The organism is Thiothrix sp. UBA5583 (assembly GCA_002425225.1).
Taxonomy (GTDB): domain Bacteria; phylum Pseudomonadota; class Gammaproteobacteria; order Thiotrichales; family Thiotrichaceae; genus Thiothrix; species Thiothrix moscowensis.
In genome coordinates this window covers 45,114-64,822 of the sequence record DILV01000039.1, presented here as the reverse complement: position 1 = coordinate 64,822, position 19,709 = coordinate 45,114, and the positions used below count along the sequence as shown (strand labels likewise).

Genomic DNA, 19,709 nt, shown 5'->3' with positions numbered 1-19,709 from the left:
GCGTAAGTTTTATTATTTGTCAGGCATTTTCAGCAAAATGCCCGCTCTTCGCTGAATACTGTACATGCCTGCTGGTACTGCCTATGATTGGCAGCAATAACAAGGTTAAAAATAACAGAATTTATGCATCCGGGGGCATGAGTGCTTGATTTCTTACCTATATCTACCGTAATTGCCTGCCTGCTGCTGTTGGGCGTTATCGGGTCGGGTGTAATGTTTTTCATGCGTCAGCAACGTCAACAGCGCAACGAGTTGTATCTGGCGCAACAGAACATGCTGGTTTCTTCCTTGGCAGAGGTGATGGAACTGGCTGTGCTGGTTGATGGCAAGGGTATGGTTGATTTCATCAATCCTGCGACAGAACGGCTGCTCAAATACAAGATGCGCAGTGCTCGCGGCAAACATCATGCTGAATTGTTTTCCTTGCTTGACCCTGTTACCCGTCAGCCGATCCAGTGGTTGGTGCAGGAACAAGTACGCCAGACTGAGCGGACAGCCGTGCAAAGAGCGTTACTGGCGGCAGGCAATTTGGGGGAGTTGCAGGTCAACTACAGTGTGCAGACCATCCACTACGCGCAAGAAGAGGAGCCGTGGCACATGCTGTTGTTGCGTGACCAGACAGAGGTTCATGCCATGCAGGTGCGGCTCGATCATATTGAAATGCATGACCAGCAAACCATGTTGCTGAACCGAAAAAGTTTTGAGCAACGCTTGAAGGTGGCAATTGACCAGGTGCGCCAGCATGGTGTCAAACACTCTTTCTGCCTGATTTCGATGGATCAGTTCAAGCTGGTGAATGATTCGATGGGGCACAGTGCCGGTGATGTGCTAATTGATCGTATCTGCAAGATTCTTAAAGAAAATATTGATGCCAGACGCGATATTCTTGCCCGCCTTGGGGGTGACGAGTTTGGTATCCTGTTTCAGGAGAACGAGCCGTCAGTAGCGATTCGAGCGGTAGACCAAATTCGACGCAAACTGGAATCACACGAATTCGAGTGGAACAAAATGCGTCAGCAAGTGACCGCCAGCATTGCTTTTGTACCGCTGTATAAAGCTTTGGGGACACCCAACAAGGTTTTGTCGGTCGGGGATGCAGCGTGTCGTGTTGCCAAAGGCAAGGGTGGCAACCGTATCCATATCTACAAGCCGGATGACCAGGAGGTCATCAAGCAGCGGGGCAATATGGTCTGGCTGGGACGCTTGAAAAAGGCATTCGAGGCGGGCAATTTCAAACTGGTGGCGCAACCGATCCACCCTCTGGCTCCCGCTGAATTCAAGCGACCATTCCACCACTACGAGGTATTGATCCGGCTGTATGATGAGAATAATCAGCCGATTGTCCCTGACGAATTTATTCCTGCGGCTGAATATTATTCCATGATGCCGCGATTGGATCGCTGGGTGGTGCGTACCTTGTTGAAAGCCTTGCAGGATATTACCCAAAAAGTGCCACGCCCGGTTTTTGCGGTGAATCTGTCAGGGCAAAGCCTGGATGAGCCTGATTTTCTGCAATTTGTGCTGGAAGAAATCAAAACTGCGGGTATCAGCCCGGCGATGATCTGTTTCGAGATTACCGAACGGGTCGCCATCCATAATCTGGATTTGGCGCAGCAGTTTATTGATACCCTGAAAGGGCTGGGATGTAGTTTTTCACTGGATGATTTCGGTACAGGGGTCAGTTCGTTTGCGTATCTGAAATCCCTGCCGGTGGACTATCTGAAAATTGACGGTAGTTTCATCAAGGATATTGCTACGGACGATGTGGCACGGGCGATGGTACGCTCGGTGAATCAGGTTGGACACATGATGGGCGTACAAGTTATTGCCGAATACGTCGAAAATGAGCGGGTCATACAGATGTTGCGTGAAATTGGTGTTGATTTTGGGCAAGGCTACGGTATTTCCCGCCCGATTCCGCTGGAGAATGCCATCAATAATCACGTCTTGAAAGGGTAATCAAGGATGAAAATTCATATTCTGGGTATTTGTGGAACTTTCATGGGCGGTATTGCCTTGTTGGCACGGGAGCATGGTCATCAGGTGACAGGTTCCGACAGTAATGTTTATCCACCGATGAGTACCATGTTGGCGGAACAGGGTGTGGACATCATGCAGGGTTTTCAGTCGCAGGATTTGCCTGCCAATGCTGATGCGATTGTAGTCGGCAATGTCATGAAGCGCGGGCTGGAGGTGGTTGAATACATGCTCGACCGCAATCTGCCGTATATTTCCGGCCCGCAATGGCTGGGTGAAAACATCCTGCGTGACCGCTGGGTGCTGGCGGTGGCAGGGACGCATGGCAAGACCACCACGTCCAGCATGTTGGCGTGGATTCTGGAATATGCAGGGTTGAAACCGGGGTTTCTGATCGGTGGTGTACCGGAAAATTTCGGGGTATCCGCGCGGTTGGGTGATTCGCCATTTTTCGTGGTGGAAGCCGACGAATATGATACGGCTTTTTTCGACAAACGTTCCAAGTTCGTACATTACCACCCGCGCACGGTCATCCTGAATAATCTGGAATATGACCATGCCGATATTTTCCCCAATGTCGAGGCGATCAAGACCCAGTTTCATCACTTGATGCGTACCGTGCCAGGCAGTGGTCTGGCAGTGGTCAATGCACAGGATGCCAACCTGCGAGATACGCTGGCAATGGGGTGCTGGACTCCCGTGGAAACCTTTGCGGATGGCGACTGGCGGGCTGAGTATCTGCAAGCGGATGGTAGTGAATTCCGTGTGTTCTGTAAGGGAGATGAACAGGGCATTGTGCGCTGGTCGCTGTTGGGAGAACACAACGTCAATAACGCATTGGCTGCCATTGCAGCAGCGCGTCATGCGGGTGTGCCTGCTGCCCATGCGATTGCTGCCTTGGCAGAATTCCAAGGGGTGAAACGGCGAATGCAGATGCGGGGGCAAGTGCGTGGTGTGACTGTCTACGATGACTTTGCCCATCACCCGACGGCTATTACCACCACGCTGGCAGGTTTGCGAGCCAAAGTCGGTAATGCTCGTATCGTTGCCTTGCTAGAGCCACGTTCCAACACCATGCGCATGGGGACGCACAAGGCGCAACTGGCGGCTTCCCTGCAAGCTGCCGATCAGGTTTTCCTCTACCAGCCACAAGGGTTAGGTTGGGATCTTGCTGATGTAGTAGACGAGCTGGGCGAAAAAGGCTGTTTGCTACATGATGTTGATGAGCTGGCGGCGCTTGTTACCCAGCAGGCGCAAGCGGGAGACCACATTCTGGTCATGAGTAATGGCGGGTTCGGCGGGATTCATGACAAGCTGCTGGTGAAGTTGGCTGTTTGAGGATTGCTCCCTTGCCAAAAAACATTACCCTGATCATGACTGGTGCATCCGGCGCACAATACGGCTTGCGTTTGCTGGAATGTTTGTTGCAGGCCGGTTGCCGGGTATATTTGCTGCTGTCACGTCCCGCACAAGTTGTGATCAACATGGAAACTGAACACCGCCTGCCGGGGCGAGCCAGCGAAATACAGGTGTATTTCAACCAGCTTTATGGGGCGCAGCCGGGGCAGTTGCAGGTATTTGAGCGCGAGCAGTGGGCAGCACCAATTGCCAGTGGTAGTGCAGTAGCAGATGCAACCGTGGTTTGTCCCTGCACGACCGGCACGCTGTCAGCCATTGCCAGTGGCAGCAGTCGCAACCTGATTGAACGTGCTGCTGATGTTGCTTTGAAAGAACGCAAAAAACTGATTTTGGTCGTGCGCGAAACGCCATTTTCCGAAATCCACCTAGAAAACATGCTGAAACTGGCGCGGATGGGGGTTATCATCATGCCCGCCAATCCGGGCTTTTACCATCGCCCGGCATCCGTGCAGGAACTGGTTGATTTCATGGTGGCGCGGGTACTGGATCATCTGGATATTCCACAAGCGCTCATGCCGCGTTGGGGGCAGGCAGCCCCGCAGGAACAACAGAATTTTTAATTGACAATACAGGAGCTAAGCCATGGCAGCCATGGAAATGACCGCAGAAGATTTTGAAGAAACCATCACCACTAACGACATCGTTGTTATTGATTTCTGGGCTCCCTGGTGTGGGCCGTGCCGTTCTTTTGCACCGATTTTCGAGAAAGTTTCCGATAATCACTCCGACATCGTGTTCGCCAAAGTGAATACGGAAGAAGAACAGGCTTTGGCGGGACATTTCCAGATCCGCTCCATTCCGACCCTGATGATTTTCCGTGAACAGGTCATCATCTTTGCGGAAGCAGGCATGTTGAGTGAGCCGCAACTGGAGCATGTGATTGCGCAAGTTCGCACGCTGGACATGGATAAGGTGCGGGCGGACATCGCCGCCCAGCAGGAAGGTTAAGCCTAACTTTTCAAATTCCCCACAGGGCAAAGCCGCAAATCAGACCGATGGCAATAATGCCATAGAGTTCAACGGCTTTGCCCCGCCCCAGAATTGTCAGGGCGGAAGCCGTTTCTGGCATCTCGTTCAGCCCGTTTTCGGCAGCGCTTTGCAGATCATCCAGCAACAGGTGTAATAAGTAACCTGTTCCGGCTGCGATGAAAGCAGGTAAAGCTGCCGCGTAATCGGCGGTCAGATAGGCTACCCAGGCAACGCCCAGCGACAGGCAAACGGCGGCTATGACCGAATGGGTACGGCTGCCGCGTTTCATCACGGCGTGCAACAAATCCCAGAAACGGGAGACCATGAACAGCGACAGGACGACCGCCAGGATCAGGTCAGTCGGTCGGTAAAAAAACTGGATGGATGGGACAACAACCGCCGCCAGTTTGGTCAGAAACCGGGTAATCTTGAAATTAAGTGAGTTTTCGTCGTCAATATCCGGTAATAAAGCCCCAACGTAGCCACTCAGGGCAATGGCTCCCACTGCGTCTAAACCCAGATGTGGCAACAGACTGATGGATGTGGCTCCAGCACCAACCCCTACGGCTATGGCAGCCGCTTGATGCGTCATGCACTTTGTCATGCTCGTTTCCCCAATGTTTATTTTGTACTGTTATCTGAGACATTTTGTAGACGATTTCATTCCCGCCCCCAGGAATGTTTTTCGTCAATTTCTTTTGTTGTTTACGGGCACAATCATGCCAAAATTTTGCTTATGAACATAGCCGTTTCGTAAAGAAAAGCCGGGCTTGCGCCCGGCTCGTTTTCCCCTGTTTAAAACTGACCAAACCCGTGGGGTGAGGGTTCAGCTTCCTCCCAGCTTTTTATCCGGTAATGTGATATGGGCGCACACGCAAAAAGGAGAGGGGACGGGCGTTCCCTCTCGTGGGCTTTTGCGTCGATATTATGGGAAGGATATTTTTTATCATTGTTTAATTTTATAACAGCCACGCTTGTGTGGTCAATAAGTATTCATCGGCAATAGCTGCCAGGAGTCCCGGATAGCTGTTACAATCGCGTCCATGTCAGGAAATAGCTTTGGAAAACTGTTTAGCGTGACCTCCTTCGGTGAGAGTCACGGCCCCGCAATCGGCTGCATCGTGGATGGCTGCCCGCCTGGACTCGCCCTCACGGAAGCTGATATTCAAACCGACCTTGACCGGCGCAAGCCGGGGCAAAGCCGTCATACCACCCAACGGCGCGAAGCCGATGAAGTGCAAATCCTTTCCGGCGTGTTCGAGGGCAAGACCACCGGCACGACCATTGCGCTCTTGATCCACAATACGGATCAGCGTTCCAAGGATTACAGCGACATCATGGATCGCTTCCGCCCCGGTCACGCCGATTACACCTACTACAAGAAGTACGGTTTCCGCGATTACCGAGGCGGCGGGCGTTCGTCGGCGCGGGAAACGGCGATGCGCGTGGCGGCTGGTGCAATTGCCAAGAAGTGGTTGCAGGAGCGTTACGGCGTACTGATTCGCGGTTACCTGTCGCAGCTCGGCCCGATTGTGGCGGAAACGCTCGACTGGGACGAAATTGCCAACAACCCGTTCTTCTGCCCGGATGCCAGCAAGGTGCAACCGATGGAAGAGTACATGGATGCTTTGCGCAAGGAAGGCAATTCCGTCGGGGCAAAGATCACCACCGTGGCTTCCAACGTGCCGCCGGGCTGGGGCGAACCGATTTTCGACCGGTTGGATGCGGACATTGCCCATGCGATGATGTCGATCAATGCCGCCAAGGGTGTGGAAATCGGCGCGGGTTTCGACTGTGTGGCGCAAAAAGGCACGGAACACCGTGATGAAATCACCATGGCAGGCTTCCTCAGCAATAACGCGGGCGGCATTCTGGGAGGTATTTCGTCGGGGCAGGAAATCGTGGTGCATACCGCCTTCAAACCGACTTCGAGTATGCGCATTCCGGGGCGTACCGTGAACCTGGAGGGCGAAGCGGTGGAAGTGATTACCAAAGGCCGCCATGACCCGTGCGTGGGCATCCGCGCTACCCCGATTTGCGAGGCCATGTTGGCTATTACGCTGATGGATCATGCCTTGCGGCATCGGGCGCAGAATGCGGATGTGGTGACGGATTTGCCGGATATTCCTGCTTCACCTTGAGTAGCCCCACCCTTCCAGCTTCCTCCGTAAAGCCGCCGTATGTGCGGCTTTCGGTTTTCTATTTCACCTATTTTGCCGCGCTAGGTATTTTCGTACCGTACTGGACGGTGTACCTGAAGAATGTTGCCGGTTTTTCCGCTGCGCAAATCGGCGAGCTGATGGCAGTATTCATGGCGAGCAAGGTGATCGCACCCTTCATTTGGGGCTGGCTGGCAGACCATAGCGGGCAACGCTTGCGCATTATCCGACTGGCGAGTTTGCTGGCGGTGGTGTGTTTCGCGGGGGTGTACTGGCAGCACAGCTACGGCTGGATGCTGCTGGTGATGGCGGGCTTCGGCTTTTTCTGGAATGCGTCGTTGCCACAGTTTGAGGCATTGACGCTTAACCATCTGGGTGAATATATCGGGCGCTATAGCTGGATTCGGCTATGGGGGTCGATCGGGTTCATTGTGATGGTGGTGAGTTTGCCGCCCCTGCTGGATAGCTGGGGCATTGAGCGGGCGGTGGATGCCATGTTGCTGCTGTTCATCACTATTTGGCTTACCACGTGGCTGGTACGCGACAAGCCACACCATGCCCATGCCGAAAACACCAGCCGTTTGCGTGAAGTCATCCGTCAGCCTGCGGTGTGGATGCTGTTGCTGGCGTGTGCCTTGCAACAGGCTAGCCACGGGGTCTATTACACCTTTTTCAGCCTGTATCTGGAAGACCACGGCTATTCACGCAACTTCACCGGTTGGATGTGGGCGCTGGGGGTGGCAGCGGAAGTGGTGCTGTTTGTGTTCATGCACCGACTAATCCAGCGTTTCGGGGCGGAACGCTTGTTTGTGCTGGCGATGTTGCTCACCGGCATTCGCTGGATTCTGCTGGGAGCGTGGGTGGATAACCTGCCGGTCTTGTTGTTGGCGCAGGTGTTGCACGCGGCAACTTACGGGTTGTTCCACGCTTCTGCTATCCATGTGGTACATCACGTGTTTCCGGGCAAGTTGCAAGGGCGTGGGCAGGCGTTGTATTCCGGGGTAAGCTACGGGCTGGGCGGTGCACTGGGCAGTCTGCTGAGTGGCTACGGCTGGGAAACGCTGGGGTCGGCGCAAACGTTTTATATTGCAACGGTGGTAGTGAATGTGGGGCTGTTCCTGAGTCTGTATGCCATCCGCGATTTGGGGAAACACTATGCACAACAAGTTGGATGAAACTGCTATCTGCACCCGGCTGGATACCGCTACACAGGCAGGTTTGTGCAAAATCCACGTATTCCAGCAACTGGATTCCACCAACCGCTGGTGTTTGCAGGAAGGGCAGTGCGGCGATGTGTGCCTTGCCGAACAGCAAACCGCTGGGCGTGGGCGATGTGGGCGGCAATGGGAATCACCAGCGGGCAGCAATGTTTACCTTTCCCTGCGCTGGTGTTTTGCACACGTGCCGCCACATTTGCCCCTGCTCAGCCTTGTGACCGGGCTGGCAGTGGCGGAAGCGCTCGAAGATTGTGCGCTAGCAGGACATGGCCTGAAATGGCCTAACGATCTGTACTATGCTGACAGGAAACTGGGCGGTATCCTGCTGGAAGCGGTGGGATCGCTGGAGCAGGTGGTCATCGGTATCGGCCTGAACGTCAACATGCTGCCGGAAGAAGTCGCCGTTATTGACCAGCCGTGGATCAGTCTGCGGGCAATCCATGGTGACAGGCTGGATCGCAATGTACTGGTTGCTGCCATTCTCCGGCGACTGGTGACGCAGTTGCAGGAATTTCCAATGCTGGATATGGCGCGTTTTCGGCAGGATTGGCAGCGTTGGGATGTGTTGGCAGGTCGCCCGGTGCGGGTACTTTCCGGTAGCCAGGTATCGGAAGGTGTTGCCTATGGGGTTGATACTCAGGGACAATTGCAGCTCAAGGGAGCAGATGGTTCCCTCAGGACTTTTTCTTCGGCAGATGTATCGGTGCGCATGTGACAATTTTGCTGGTAGATGCAGGCAATTCACGCCTGAAATGGTCAGAGCTGGATGCGTCGGGCGGCATTTCCGCCCAACAAGCGTTGGCGTATGCGGAGCGTCCGGCCTTGGCGGTATTTCTGGATTTGCTGGATGTCTACCCTGCGGTGCAGCATATTACGCTGGTGCATGTGTTGACCCACCTGTTTGATGATAGCGTGCAGGAAGTGTGTGCGGAACGTGGCATTGGCTTGCATGTGGTGCGTTCCGTGGAAAGTGCGTATGGCATTACCTCCGGCTATCAGAATCCTGTTTCGCTGGGTGCTGACCGCTTTGTTGGGCTGGTGGCTGGTCATCGGCTGGCGGGGCGGCAAGCCTGTATTGTGGTGGATTGCGGTACTGCCGTGACCATTGATGCGGTGGAACAGGATGGGCAGCATCTGGGTGGTCTGATCCTGCCCGGCTTGCAATTGTCGGCAGATGCACTGATTGCCCGTGCGCAAAACCGTCTTTCCCTGTCGTTTGACCAGCCCACGATTTTTGCCGACGCAACCAGCCGTGCCATTGGTGGCGGTTGTCTGTTCGGGCTGATAGGAGCGATTGAAGGCATTTGCAAACGGATGCAACACGCCATGACCAGTATGCCGTTGCGTGTCCTGACCGGTGGGGATGCTGAACACTTGCGCCCGTGGTTGCCAGGTGATTGTCTGGTGCAACCGGATTTGTTGATGCGTGGTTTGCACTACATCACCGAGGAGGAGGCATGTATCCGCTGCTGATCCTGCTGTTATTACTCAACCTGTCGGTCTTGACTTGGAATGTGGTGCTGTCGCCGGACGCAGCCTATGCCCGACCACCGCTGACTGATGCTGGTGTTCCGGAACTGGAATTGCGCCATGATGTGGAAGATGTCGTCTACAACAGCAATGCGGTTGGTACGCAAAGCAGTTGTTATACTCTTGGCCCTTACAACAGCGAAAAGGCCGCGCAACTGGTGGCAGACAAGGTGCACAGCTTCGGGTTGGCAACTCAGGTGCGGGCAATGCGCAGCATGGAAACACTCAATTTCCTTGTTTACATTCCACCGTTGCCTGACCATGCCAGTGCCGAACAGACCGCCAAGGACATCGCCAGTTTTGACGTGCGAGACGTGCTGATCATCAATGAAGGCCCTTACCAGAATGCGATTTCATTGGGCTTTTTCAACAACCTCAACAAGGCCAAACGCCACGCGGAATACATCCGCTATCTGGGCTACGATGCCCGCTACACCGAACAGCAAACTGCACGGGAAGTGTTTTGGCTGGACTACGATGAGCCGTTTGGCAGCAATGCACCCGTGCAGGCGTGGAGTGCGGCAATAGACGCAACCTCGGAAGTCCAGCGGATTCCGAGGGTATGCAAATAGTGCCGTCATGCGGTTTAGCGAAACGGTATCAGCCCCGCCATAAACGGGTCAAACTCCGGTTCCGGCAGCCGGTACAGTTTCAACCACGCCTTGAGCGCCTTCACATCGCGGAACAGGCGCAAATCTTGCTGAATGCGGGCAATTTCATCCTGTAGGGTGCGGATGTCCTGTTTGAGCAAGCCCCCCAGCCGTTTGGGCGAGAGCGGCGCGTAAGGTGGCAAGCCCAGCATCAGGCGGATTTCGTCTTCCTTGAACAGGACTTCATCCTGTATTTCCCGCAACTGTTCCGACAGGATTTTGTTGTAATGCTTGAGGCGGTCAGCAGCGATGTTGTTGAGTTTGCTCTGGTCGATCTGTTCCACCGCCAGTTGCAGTTCCAGCAGCTTGAGCAAATCCTTGTTGCCGTAAGCGACCGTGACTTGCTGCATCAGCTCGGTCTTGCGTTCGCGTTCCACCGGGTCTTGCTCACGGTCGGGGTGCAGGGCACTGGTCAATTGGCGGTAAACTGCCTGGATGGATTTGCTGACATTGGCGGCTTCTTCGGCCTGTTGGGCTTCCTTTGCCAGTTGTTTGGCGCTTTTTTTGCGCTGGGGGCGGGCGGCAGCCGCTTCCTGTGCTTGTGCCTGTTGCTGCTGGACTTTTTCTGCCAGCCGTGCTGCTGTCGCTTGTGGGTTGCTCATGTCCAGTTCATCGTCGTCCAGCATCACCCCGAATTCTTGTTCCAGCATTGACTTGATAAAGTCGTTTGCCATCGCCTGTTCTTCCTGCGCTTCGCTGTCGTAATCGCCGCCGCTGTATTTGTTGTACAGCGTTTTCAGTGTGTCATCGTCCTTGCGTCGCAGCAGTTCTTCGCAAAGTTCACAAATCAGGTGACTCAGTTTTTCCTGCTGGTTGGTGGTGAACTTGTGGCTGGTGAACTGCTGGTCAAGCAGGTCAGCCATCGCACGTTGTTGTTCATGCATGGTGGCACGTAGCGGTTCCAGTTTTTCGGCCGCTTCCTGACGTACCGCGTTGAATGTTTCCTGCCATTCCGCCAGCAGCTTTTTCTGGGTGTCGATTTTCTTGATCAGGCTGTTGAATTTTTTCTGTGCCGGGGAAAGGCTGGCTTGGGCAGGCTCAGTCTGGATGTGGACGACTTTGGAAGAAGGCATGTTATTTTCCTTGTGCAGGCAGAGGGGAATGCGCGTGAAGATTAGCACAATTCCAGCTAGATGATGCCCTGCAAAATCGGTAGTATGTACCCCTTTTCCAACGGCAGTTTATCGATTTATGGCTGGCAAAACGCTCTACGACAAAGTTTGGGATGCGCATGTGGTGCGGCAAGAGGCCGACGGCACGTGTTTGCTCTATATTGACCGTCATTTGGTGCATGAAGTCACCTCGCCGCAAGCATTTGAAGGCTTGAAACTGGCTAACCGCCAGCCGTGGCGCATCAATTCGATGGTCGCCGTACCTGACCACAATGTACCAACCATCGGTCTGGAGCATGGCATTACCGACCCGGTTTCACGCCTGCAAGTCGAAACACTGGATGAAAACTGCCGCGATTTCGGTATCACCGAATTCCGTTTGGGCGACATCCGCCAGGGGATCGTCCACGTCATCGGCCCTGAGCAAGGTGCAACCCTGCCGGGCATGACCGTGGTTTGTGGTGATTCGCACACTTCCACCCACGGTGCATTCGGCGCACTTGCTCACGGTATCGGTACATCCGAAGTCGAACACGTGATGGCAACCCAATGCCTTATCCAGAAAAAGATGAAAAACATGCTGGTGAGTGTGGATGGCAAGGTCGGTTCCGGTGTGACCGCCAAAGACATCGTGCTGGCCATCATTGGTGAAATCGGTACTGCCGGTGGCACAGGTTATGCCATCGAATTCGGTGGGCAAGCGATCCGTGACCTGTCGATGGAAGGGCGCATGACCCTGTGCAACATGGCGATTGAAGGTGGGGCGCGTGCCGGTATGGTGGCAGTGGATGACACCACCATCGAATACGTCAAAGGCCGCCCGTATGCACCCAAGGCCGCAGACTGGGACAAGGCTGTTGCGGCCTGGAATCACCTGCATTCCGATGAGGATGCCGTGTTTGACCGGGTGGTACGTCTGGATGCTGCCAGCATCAAGCCGCAAGTTACCTGGGGTACATCACCGGAAATGGTGATTCCCGTTGATGGCAATACCCCCGACCCCGAACAGGAAAGCGATAGCGTCAAGGCTAACGGTATCCGTGCCGCCCTGAAATACATGGGGCTGCAAGCCAACACCCCGATCAGCAGCGTGCAGATCGACAAGGTGTTCATTGGTTCTTGCACCAACTCGCGCATTGAGGATTTGCGGGCTGCCGCCGACATTGCCAAAGGCCGCAAGGTTGCCAGCAATGTGAAACTGGCGATGGTGGTTCCCGGTTCCGGTCTGGTCAAACAACAGGCTGAACAGGAAGGGCTGGACAAAATCTTCATCGAAGCCGGGTTTGAATGGCGTGCACCGGGCTGTTCCATGTGTTTGGCGATGAATGCCGACCGGTTGGAACCGGGCGAGCGTTGCGCTTCCACCTCCAACCGCAACTTTGAAGGGCGGCAAGGGCAGGGGGGGCGTACCCACTTGGTTAGCCCGGCAATGGCTGCGGCTGCGGCAGTCACCGGTCACTTCGTCGATGTGAGGGCACTGTAATGGAAAAATTTGTTGTACACACTGGCCTGGTTGTGCCGCTTGACCGTTCCAATGTTGATACGGATGCGATTATTCCCAAGCAATACCTGAAATCCATCAAGCGTACCGGTTTTGGCCCCACCCTGTTTGATGACTGGCGCTATAACGAGCCGGGCGAGCCGGGTATGGATCACAGCCAGCGGTCGGTCAATGCCGGTTTCGTGCTGAATTTCCCGCGTTATGCCGGTGCATCGGTGCTGCTGGCACGTGAAAACTTTGGTTGTGGTTCCTCGCGTGAGCACGCAGTGTGGGCGTTGACGGATTATGGTATCCGTACCGTGATTGCCCCGAGTTTTGCCGATATTTTCTTCAATAACAGCTTCAAGAATGGCCTGTTGCCGCTGGCCTTGCCTGTCGAAGTGGTTGAACAGTTGTTCCGCGAAACACAGGCTCAGGAAGGCTACCAGTTGACGGTGGATTTGCCGAACCAGCAAGTAGTGACGCCTGCTGGTGATGCGTTTGCCTTCAGCATCGACGAGTTCCGCAAATACTGCCTGTTGAACGGGTTGGATGACATTGGTCTGACCCTGCAACATGCTGACGACATCCGTGCCTATGAAGTACAGCGCAAACAGCAAGCACCCTGGTTGTTTTAATGATTTTGATTGGATTGGTAACGAAATAATGACACACAAAATTCTCGTGCTGCCCGGCGACGGTATCGGGCCTGAAATCGTGGCGGAAGCTGTCAAGGTGCTGGACGTTTTCAAGGCGGAAGGCTCCCTGGATGCAACGTTTGAATACGCCAACATCGGTGGTATTGCCTATGACCGTGAAGGTCAGCCTTACCCGGAAACCACCCAGGCACTGGCGAAAGCCTCCGATGCCATCCTGCTGGGAGCGGTTGGTGGCCCGCAGTACGACACGCTGGATCGTCCACTGCGCCCGGAACGTGGTTTGCTCGCTATCCGTGCTGATCTGGGCTTGTTTGCCAACCTGCGCCCGGCGATCCTGTACGAAGAACTGGCTTCTGCTTCCACCCTGAAACCGGAAGTGGTGGCAGGTCTGGACATCATGATTGTGCGTGAATTGACTGGCGGCATCTATTTTGGGCAGCCCCGTGGCATTCGGGTGCTGGAAAATGGTGAGCGTCAGGGCTTCAACTCTGCCACCTACACTGAATCGGAAATTGAGCGCATTGCCCGCGTTGGTTTTGAAACTGCCATGAAGCGCAACAAGCGCCTGTGTTCCGTCGACAAGGCCAACGTGCTGGAAGTGTGCGAACTGTGGCGTGAAATCGTCGAGAAAGTCGGTAAGGAATACCCTGAAGTCGAGCTTTCCCACATGTACGTTGATAATGCGGCGATGCAACTGGTGCGTGCGCCCAAGCAGTTTGATGTTATCGTTACCAGCAACCTGTTTGGTGATGTCCTGTCGGATGCGGCAGCGATGCTGACCGGCTCCATTGGCATGTTGCCGTCGGCTTCCCTGAATGCCTCTGCCTGTGGCCTGTACGAGCCGATCCACGGTTCTGCACCCGACATTGCAGGCAAAGGGATTGCCAACCCGCTGGCAACCATCCTGTCTGCTGCCATGCTGCTGCGTTATAGCCTCAACCGTGCCGATCTGGCTGACCGTATCGAAGTCGCCGTGAAAAAAGTACTGGCTGATGGAGTACGCACAGGCGACATCTATACTGACGGTTGCCAAAAAGTCGGTACGGCAGCGATGGGTGATGCTGTCGTTGCGGCATTGCAAGGTTAAGTCATGAACAAAGTGGATGTTGCTGTTGTTGGGGCGACCACGCTGGTCGGTGAAGCCATGCTGGATTTGCTGGCTTCCCGCAAGTTTCCGGCAGGTCGTGTGTATGCACTGGAAGCAGAAACCGACGGTGAACAGGATGTCGATTTCGGCAACAAAACCCTGGATGTCGAGCCGCTGGCAGATTTCGATTTTGCTAGCGTGCAGCTTGTGCTGTTTGCAGCCGGTGAGGACATCGCTGCCCGTTATGCACCGGAAGCAGTAGTCGCAGGCTGTGTCGTTATCGACGATAGCGCCTGTTTTCGTTTTGATGCCGATGTGCCTTTGGTAGTGGCAGAAGTCAATCCGCAGGATATTGCCGCTGGCAAGACCCGTCGGATCATTGCCAATCCTGGTAGTACGGTCAGCCAGATACTGGCAGTACTCAAACCCTTGCATGATCGTGTCACTGTCACTCGCATCAACGCGGTGACTTTCCAGGCAGTTTCAGGAAGCGGCAGGGCGGGAGTGGATGAGCTGGCTCGTCAGACTGCCCAGTTGTTGAATGCCCGCCCGGTCGAACCCAGCCTGTATCCACGCCAGATTGCGTTCAACCTTTTGCCACACATCGGTGCTTTCCAGGAAAACGGCTATACTTGGGAAGAAATGAAGATGGTGCTGGAAACGCGCAAAATACTGGGTGAGGCAACGTTGCCGGTAAACCCGAGTGCGGTGCGTGTTCCCGTATTTTTCGGACATGCCGTAGCCCTGCACGTCGAAACCGCGCAAAAACTGTCAGCAGCAGAAACCGTTCGTCTGCTGACAGCCGCTGCGGGTGTGACGGTGCTGGATGAACGTGCTGATAGTGGTTATGCCACTCCCGTCACAGACGCAGTGAATACGGATACGGTGTATGTCAGCCGTATCAGGGAAGATATTTCCTGTGCAGCAGGTCTGGATTTGTGGGTGGTTGCGGATAATGTGCGCAAAAGTGCCGCATTGAATGCTGTACAGATTGCTGAAATATTAGTGCGCGATTATCTGCCGGATTGGTTAAGCGGGAATTAATTCGCTATTATCGACAATAGGCTTAGGATATGAAGCAGATTTTGTGCAGTGTCCGGGCTTGCTTGGGTATAGCGTTGCTTAGCGTAACGTACTGATATATAGTTCCAGCGTAACAACAACAACCAGAATCGCTATTCATCAAAAAAATAAGGGCTAATAAGAAATTTAGTTAAGGTGATGAATCAGGGATGCCACAATCATACAGATACAAAGGGGAATTGCAGTGAATAAACAGGCTCTGAGCTTAGCTGTATTCATCGCCGGTGCATATCCTGCGGCCTCCAACGCCTTGGGGCTTGGGGACATCGAATCCAGTTCTCACCTGAACCAGCCACTTCGTGCCACCATTGACTTGCTGGCGGCAGCTCCTGCGGATGCTAGCCAGATTCAGGTACGTCTGGCGTCTCCTGATGTGTTCAACCGAGTAGGTGTGGCGCGTCCTGATTTTCTCGGCAATCTGAATTTCACTCCTTCCGTGCAGGGCGGCAAGCCAGTTATTCTGGTCACGTCTGATGTGCCCATGCAGGAACCGTTTGTCAATTTCCTGCTGGAAGTCAGTTGGCCCCAGGGGCAATTGCTCAAAGAATATACCGTGATGCTTGACCCGCCAGTACTGATGCAACCTGGCAATACGGTCGCGGGTGACGCAACGGTGCGTGCCGAACCCAAGGCGGCTGGAACTGTGCGTCGTCCAGCGCAACAACAGCAAGCCAGTCAGGGTGCTCAGCCACCCGCACGTCAGGCTGCTACGGCACAACAGGCAAGCAACCGGACTTACCGCGTCAAACCGGGTGATACCCTGTTCCGGGTAGCTTCACGCCTTCAGCAGTCTGGTGTGAGCAATGACCAGATGATGATGGCGCTGTTCCGGGCAAATCCGAATGCTTTCATTGGCGGCAATATCAACAATCTGCGTTCAGGTGTCGAAGTGAAAGCACCGGCTGCCAATGAGGCCAGTAGTGTTTCCCGCGCTGAAGCTCGCCGCGAAATTCGTCAGCAAAATGCCGCTTGGCGCGAATTGCGCAAGACACTGGCCAAAAATACCGTTCCGCAAAAAGCCACAGGTGCGGCGGACAAGCCTGCCACGACTGCTCAGGCTCCAGCCAAACTGGCGGATAATAATGCGGCTGCCAACAATGTTGCCAAGACCCCAGACAAGGCGCGTCTGGAAGTGCTGGGGGCAAAAGCAGGGCAGACAACCGACAGCAAAGCAGCAGTAGCTGCCGGGAATGCCAAGCTGACAGAGCTGGAAAAAGAGCTGTCTTTGGCACGTGAGTCCCTGACCGCACGTCAGAATGAAAACAACGAGCTCAAGTCACGTATTTCTGATCTTGAAGCCCTCATGGGCAAGAAAGACCGCTTGATCTCCTTGCGCGACGAGCAACTGGCCGGTTTGCAGAAACAACTGACTGACAAGGGAGTTGCTGTTCCACCGGTTACGGGCAGCGAGACAACTACTGACAACGCAGCCAGCAAGCCAGCGCAACAGGCGGCTACACCTCAGACAACGCCACCAGATCAGGGTAAGGACATCCAGACCCATGTTGCCAATGTAACGGGGCAAGGCAATGATGCCGTCTTGCGGGGTGAGCAGAAACCAGCTACTACTACGCCAGATGCGCCGAACCAAGCTGTTCCGGCACAGCCTACAACCCCAGCACAACCGGCAACGCCAGCGAATCAGGCTACTCCGGCACAATCGGCAACACCCGCGAATCAGGTTACTCCGGCAGCCCAGGGTACTGAACAGCAAGCCGCTGTTCCTGACAGACCAACTCCGGCTGGTTTGGCAATGGGCGGGCGTTCCAGCATACCGTTGACACCTCCGGTAGAAACCAAACCTGCCGAGCAGAACAATACAACCGTGGTGCCGGTTTCCCCGGTAACAGGTGGCGATGCGAATAACAAGCCGCCCAAGGTGTTCGCCGACCAAAGTGAGGGCAACGATGACCTGCTGAGCTTGCTGACTTCACCACTGGCTTTGCAAATCGGTGCAGGTTCATTGGCGCTGCTGCTGTTGTTATGGTTGCTGGGTCGCCGTCGCAAACCGGCTGGACGGGCGGATTACAAAGCATCCGGTCTACGTGATGAACCGGATGTTGGCACGGACAACTTCCATGCCGCTGACAGCTTTGATCTGGGTGCTCTGGAAAATGAGCTGGACAAAGCTGAAACACGCGGAGAGAAATTTGATGATCATCACGGGCATGATGCAGCCGACCCATTTGGTGTCGCAGGCGGTGCATGGGATGATGTATCTGACAGCAAGTCAGTCAGCGGTGATGGTCAGGAAGAAGATGATCTTTTGACCGAAGCCAATGTTTACATCGCCTACGGTTTGTATCAGCAGGCTGAAAGCGAGTTGAAGAAAGGCATTGAACGTCATCCTGAGCGTCTGGAATATCGGCACAAGCTGCTTGAGTGCTACTTTGTTGCCAACAACCGCGAAGCATTCGACCGTCAGGCCAGCCAGTTCGCCGGTCTGGAAGGTAATAACAAGTCTGCCTTGTGGAAAGCCATTGCTGAATGGGGGCGCAAGATCAGCCCTGATAACGCTCTCTATCAGGAGAATGGTCTCGGCAAGGTGGGTGGCGTAGCCGCTACGGTTGCTGCCGCACTCGGTGGAGTTGCTGCTGCAACGGCATCGGTTGCAGCAGTGGCAAGCCATGATGACACAACATCCGTCAAACCACAGGATAAACCGGTTAGTGTCACGGATGATTTTGAACTGGATCTGGATCGTGCCTTGGGTGAGCTGGACATGGAAGCCAAGCCTGTTGCGGTTGAGAGTAAGGCATCTGCGGATGATGAATTCGCTGACCTTGATCTCGGCGATCTTGATTTTGACGGTCTGGATCTTGACAAACTGTTGCAGGATGACGAGCGTCCATCCCGTGATGTGCCTACCACACCTGCTGTTGCCGCAACAGCATTTGACGATGAGTTACCGGATTTGTCTGATTTTGATGAACCGGTGCAAAAAACCACTCCACAACCAGTTGTGGCAGCGGTAGACGATGATTTCGAGCTGGATCTGACTGATCTGGATCTGGAGTTGGGGCTTGAGGACAAACAGCCTGAGCCAGTAGCCTTTGGCATCGTGCCAACCATTGCAGACGGCGATAATCTGCTGGATTTCGTTACTGATGAACCAGTCAAGCCAGCACCCATAGCGGCTGCTGTTATGGAGCCGGAAGTACCTGTGGCGAAAGCTGCCGGTCACGTCGCCAACCTTAACTTGCACCTGGATAATGCCAGTGGCATCAACCGTATTTTGCCGAAAGACACATTCTACGCTCCGGCAGAAAGTGCTGATGGGGATTGGTTGGGTGATATTGATGATGCCCTGTCGTTCCTTGACTTCCCGGATGAGGAAATCGACCTGCACGAGGCGCATATCAGTACCAAGCTGGATTTGGCGCGTGCCTATCTGGACATGGGCGATATTGAAGGTGCTCGCAGCACACTGGAAGAGGTCATGGTTGAAGGTAATGATGACCAACGTCGTGAAGCCGAAGTGCTGTTGCATCAGACAGGTTGAGCAATCCACGTTTTCCCGTTATAAAGGCCGGTTCATCCGGCCTTTTTTTATTTACGTAACCCGGTCAAGCCCATGAGATTTGCAGCCTGTATCGAATATGACGGAACGCCTTTTTATGGCTGGCAACGGCTTGCCCATGCCCCCACGGTGCAGGAACACGTCGAACAGGCACTGTCGACCGTGGCAGCACATCCGGTCAGCGTGGTGTGTGCTGGTCGGACGGATTCCGGTGTACACGGGCTAGGGCAAATTATCCATTTTGATACGGATGCCCAGCGACCTGAACGGGGCTGGCTGTTTGGTTGCAATGCCCACTTGCCGGATGCGATTGCCCTGCGCTGGATCCAGCCTGTGGCGGATACCTTTCATGCGCGTTTTTCTGCGTTTGCCCGTCGTTACCGCTATGTCATCCTGAATAGGCTTGCCCGCCCGGCCTTGCTGCAAAACCGTGTCTACTGGCAACATGGCAGGCTGGATGCAGAGGCTATGCATCTTGCTGCGCAGGTGTTGGTGGGGGAGCAGGATTTTTCCAGTTTCCGTGCAGCGGGCTGTCAGGCCAGTCATGCCATCCGCGAGATTCACTCGGTACAGGTGACGCGCACAGGGGATTTCCTGTATGTCGATATTGTGGCGAATGCCTTTCTGCATCACATGGTGCGTAATATCGTCGGCTCACTGGTGAAAGTGGGAGCAGGTGAACATCCGGTAACATGGATGGCAGAACTGCTGGCATGGCGTGACCGTACCAAAGCGGGGATGACAGCCCCTGCGGCAGGATTGTATTTTGTACATGTTGCGTATCCAGCGGAATTTGGGCTACCCGATACCTACACCTTACCGTTTTTCCATAGCTGAAGGAGATTGC

At 54.4% G+C, this 19,709-nt stretch carries 17 protein-coding genes; 15 read left to right on the top strand and 2 right to left on the bottom strand.

All coding sequences use genetic code 11. The features are described 5' to 3' along the window. The first annotated feature begins 222 nt into the window (after positions 1 to 222). The 4 genes from B2U47_RS16480 to trxA are packed head-to-tail and all read left to right on the top strand — an operon-like array spanning position 223 to position 4,344. The gene (locus B2U47_RS16480) at positions 223 to 1,959 is read left to right on the top strand and encodes a putative bifunctional diguanylate cyclase/phosphodiesterase (RefSeq protein WP_296680756.1); all 1,737 of its coding nucleotides are present in this window, start codon (positions 223 to 225) and stop codon (positions 1,957 to 1,959) included. Positions 1,960 to 1,965: 6 nt separating this feature from the next. After that, entirely contained in the window at positions 1,966 to 3,315 is a 1,350-nt protein-coding gene (mpl, locus tag B2U47_RS16475) for a UDP-N-acetylmuramate:L-alanyl-gamma-D-glutamyl-meso-diaminopimelate ligase (protein WP_296680759.1), read from the top strand. A gap of 11 nt (positions 3,316 to 3,326) precedes the next feature. After that, a complete protein-coding gene (locus tag B2U47_RS16470) occupies positions 3,327 to 3,956 on the top strand; it encodes a flavin prenyltransferase UbiX (RefSeq protein ID WP_296680763.1) in 630 nt (209 codons plus the stop codon). 22 nt (positions 3,957 to 3,978) lie between these two features. Beyond that, positions 3,979 to 4,344: a thioredoxin gene (trxA, locus tag B2U47_RS16465; RefSeq protein ID WP_296680766.1), complete on the top strand. Its 366-nt coding sequence runs from the start codon at positions 3,979 to 3,981 to the stop codon at positions 4,342 to 4,344. A gap of 10 nt (positions 4,345 to 4,354) precedes the next feature. Here the strand turns inward: trxA and B2U47_RS16460 are convergent, their stop codons facing one another. Next, positions 4,355 to 4,969 (bottom strand): metal-dependent hydrolase, encoded by a 615-nt coding sequence (locus B2U47_RS16460; protein WP_296680768.1) that lies wholly within the window; start codon positions 4,967 to 4,969, stop codon positions 4,355 to 4,357. A 439-nt stretch (positions 4,970 to 5,408) separates the two neighbouring features. Between B2U47_RS16460 and aroC the strand changes: the two genes are divergently transcribed. From aroC to B2U47_RS16435, 5 genes are read left to right on the top strand one after another with little or no spacing between them, the layout of a single operon-like run. After that, the gene (gene aroC, locus B2U47_RS16455) at positions 5,409 to 6,506 is read left to right on the top strand and encodes a chorismate synthase (RefSeq protein ID WP_296680771.1); all 1,098 of its coding nucleotides are present in this window, start codon (positions 5,409 to 5,411) and stop codon (positions 6,504 to 6,506) included. Continuing rightward, entirely contained in the window at positions 6,503 to 7,699 is a 1,197-nt protein-coding gene (locus B2U47_RS16450) for an MFS transporter (RefSeq protein ID WP_296680774.1), read from the top strand. The genes aroC and B2U47_RS16450 overlap by 4 nt, the downstream gene beginning before the upstream one ends. Continuing rightward, positions 7,680 to 8,456, top strand: coding sequence for a biotin--[acetyl-CoA-carboxylase] ligase (locus B2U47_RS16445; protein WP_296680778.1), 777 nt, complete (start codon positions 7,680 to 7,682; stop codon positions 8,454 to 8,456). Before B2U47_RS16450 ends, B2U47_RS16445 begins: the two co-directional genes overlap by 20 nt. Beyond that, positions 8,453 to 9,214 (top strand): type III pantothenate kinase, encoded by a 762-nt coding sequence (locus tag B2U47_RS16440; RefSeq protein ID WP_296680782.1) that lies wholly within the window; start codon positions 8,453 to 8,455, stop codon positions 9,212 to 9,214. The genes B2U47_RS16445 and B2U47_RS16440 overlap by 4 nt, the downstream gene beginning before the upstream one ends. Continuing rightward, on the top strand, positions 9,199 to 9,843 hold the full coding sequence (locus B2U47_RS16435) for an SPOR domain-containing protein (RefSeq protein WP_296680786.1): 645 nt from the start codon (positions 9,199 to 9,201) through the stop codon (positions 9,841 to 9,843). The genes B2U47_RS16440 and B2U47_RS16435 overlap by 16 nt, the downstream gene beginning before the upstream one ends. A gap of 14 nt (positions 9,844 to 9,857) precedes the next feature. On the opposite strand, the gene B2U47_RS16430 is transcribed toward B2U47_RS16435, so the two are convergent. After that, positions 9,858 to 10,994 (bottom strand): molecular chaperone DnaJ, encoded by a 1,137-nt coding sequence (locus B2U47_RS16430; protein ID WP_296680789.1) that lies wholly within the window; start codon positions 10,992 to 10,994, stop codon positions 9,858 to 9,860. Positions 10,995 to 11,112: 118 nt separating this feature from the next. Here B2U47_RS16430 and leuC point away from each other — a divergent pair, with 118 nt between their 5' ends. The 6 genes from leuC (at position 11,113) to truA (ending at position 19,699) form a co-directional block, all read left to right on the top strand. Further along, the gene (leuC, locus tag B2U47_RS16425; RefSeq protein WP_296680791.1) at positions 11,113 to 12,516 is read left to right on the top strand and encodes a 3-isopropylmalate dehydratase large subunit; all 1,404 of its coding nucleotides are present in this window, start codon (positions 11,113 to 11,115) and stop codon (positions 12,514 to 12,516) included. Beyond that, complete coding sequence (gene leuD, locus B2U47_RS16420; RefSeq protein WP_296680794.1) at positions 12,516 to 13,151, top strand: 3-isopropylmalate dehydratase small subunit; 636 nt, start codon at positions 12,516 to 12,518, stop codon at positions 13,149 to 13,151. The genes leuC and leuD overlap by 1 nt, the downstream gene beginning before the upstream one ends. 28 nt (positions 13,152 to 13,179) lie before the next feature. Further along, complete coding sequence (gene leuB / locus B2U47_RS16415; RefSeq protein WP_296680798.1) at positions 13,180 to 14,259, top strand: 3-isopropylmalate dehydrogenase; 1,080 nt, start codon at positions 13,180 to 13,182, stop codon at positions 14,257 to 14,259. A 3-nt stretch (positions 14,260 to 14,262) separates the two neighbouring features. Further along, the gene (locus B2U47_RS16410) at positions 14,263 to 15,303 is read left to right on the top strand and encodes an aspartate-semialdehyde dehydrogenase (protein WP_296680801.1); all 1,041 of its coding nucleotides are present in this window, start codon (positions 14,263 to 14,265) and stop codon (positions 15,301 to 15,303) included. Positions 15,304 to 15,526: 223 nt separating this feature from the next. Further along, positions 15,527 to 18,844 carry a FimV/HubP family polar landmark protein gene (locus tag B2U47_RS16405; protein WP_296680804.1) on the top strand — a complete coding sequence of 1,106 codons (3,318 nt, stop codon included), beginning with the start codon at positions 15,527 to 15,529 and terminating at the stop codon, positions 18,842 to 18,844. A 72-nt stretch (positions 18,845 to 18,916) separates the two neighbouring features. Beyond that, positions 18,917 to 19,699 carry a tRNA pseudouridine(38-40) synthase TruA gene (gene truA, locus B2U47_RS16400; RefSeq protein WP_296680807.1) on the top strand — a complete coding sequence of 261 codons (783 nt, stop codon included), beginning with the start codon at positions 18,917 to 18,919 and terminating at the stop codon, positions 19,697 to 19,699. Positions 19,700 to 19,709 lie beyond the last annotated feature (10 nt).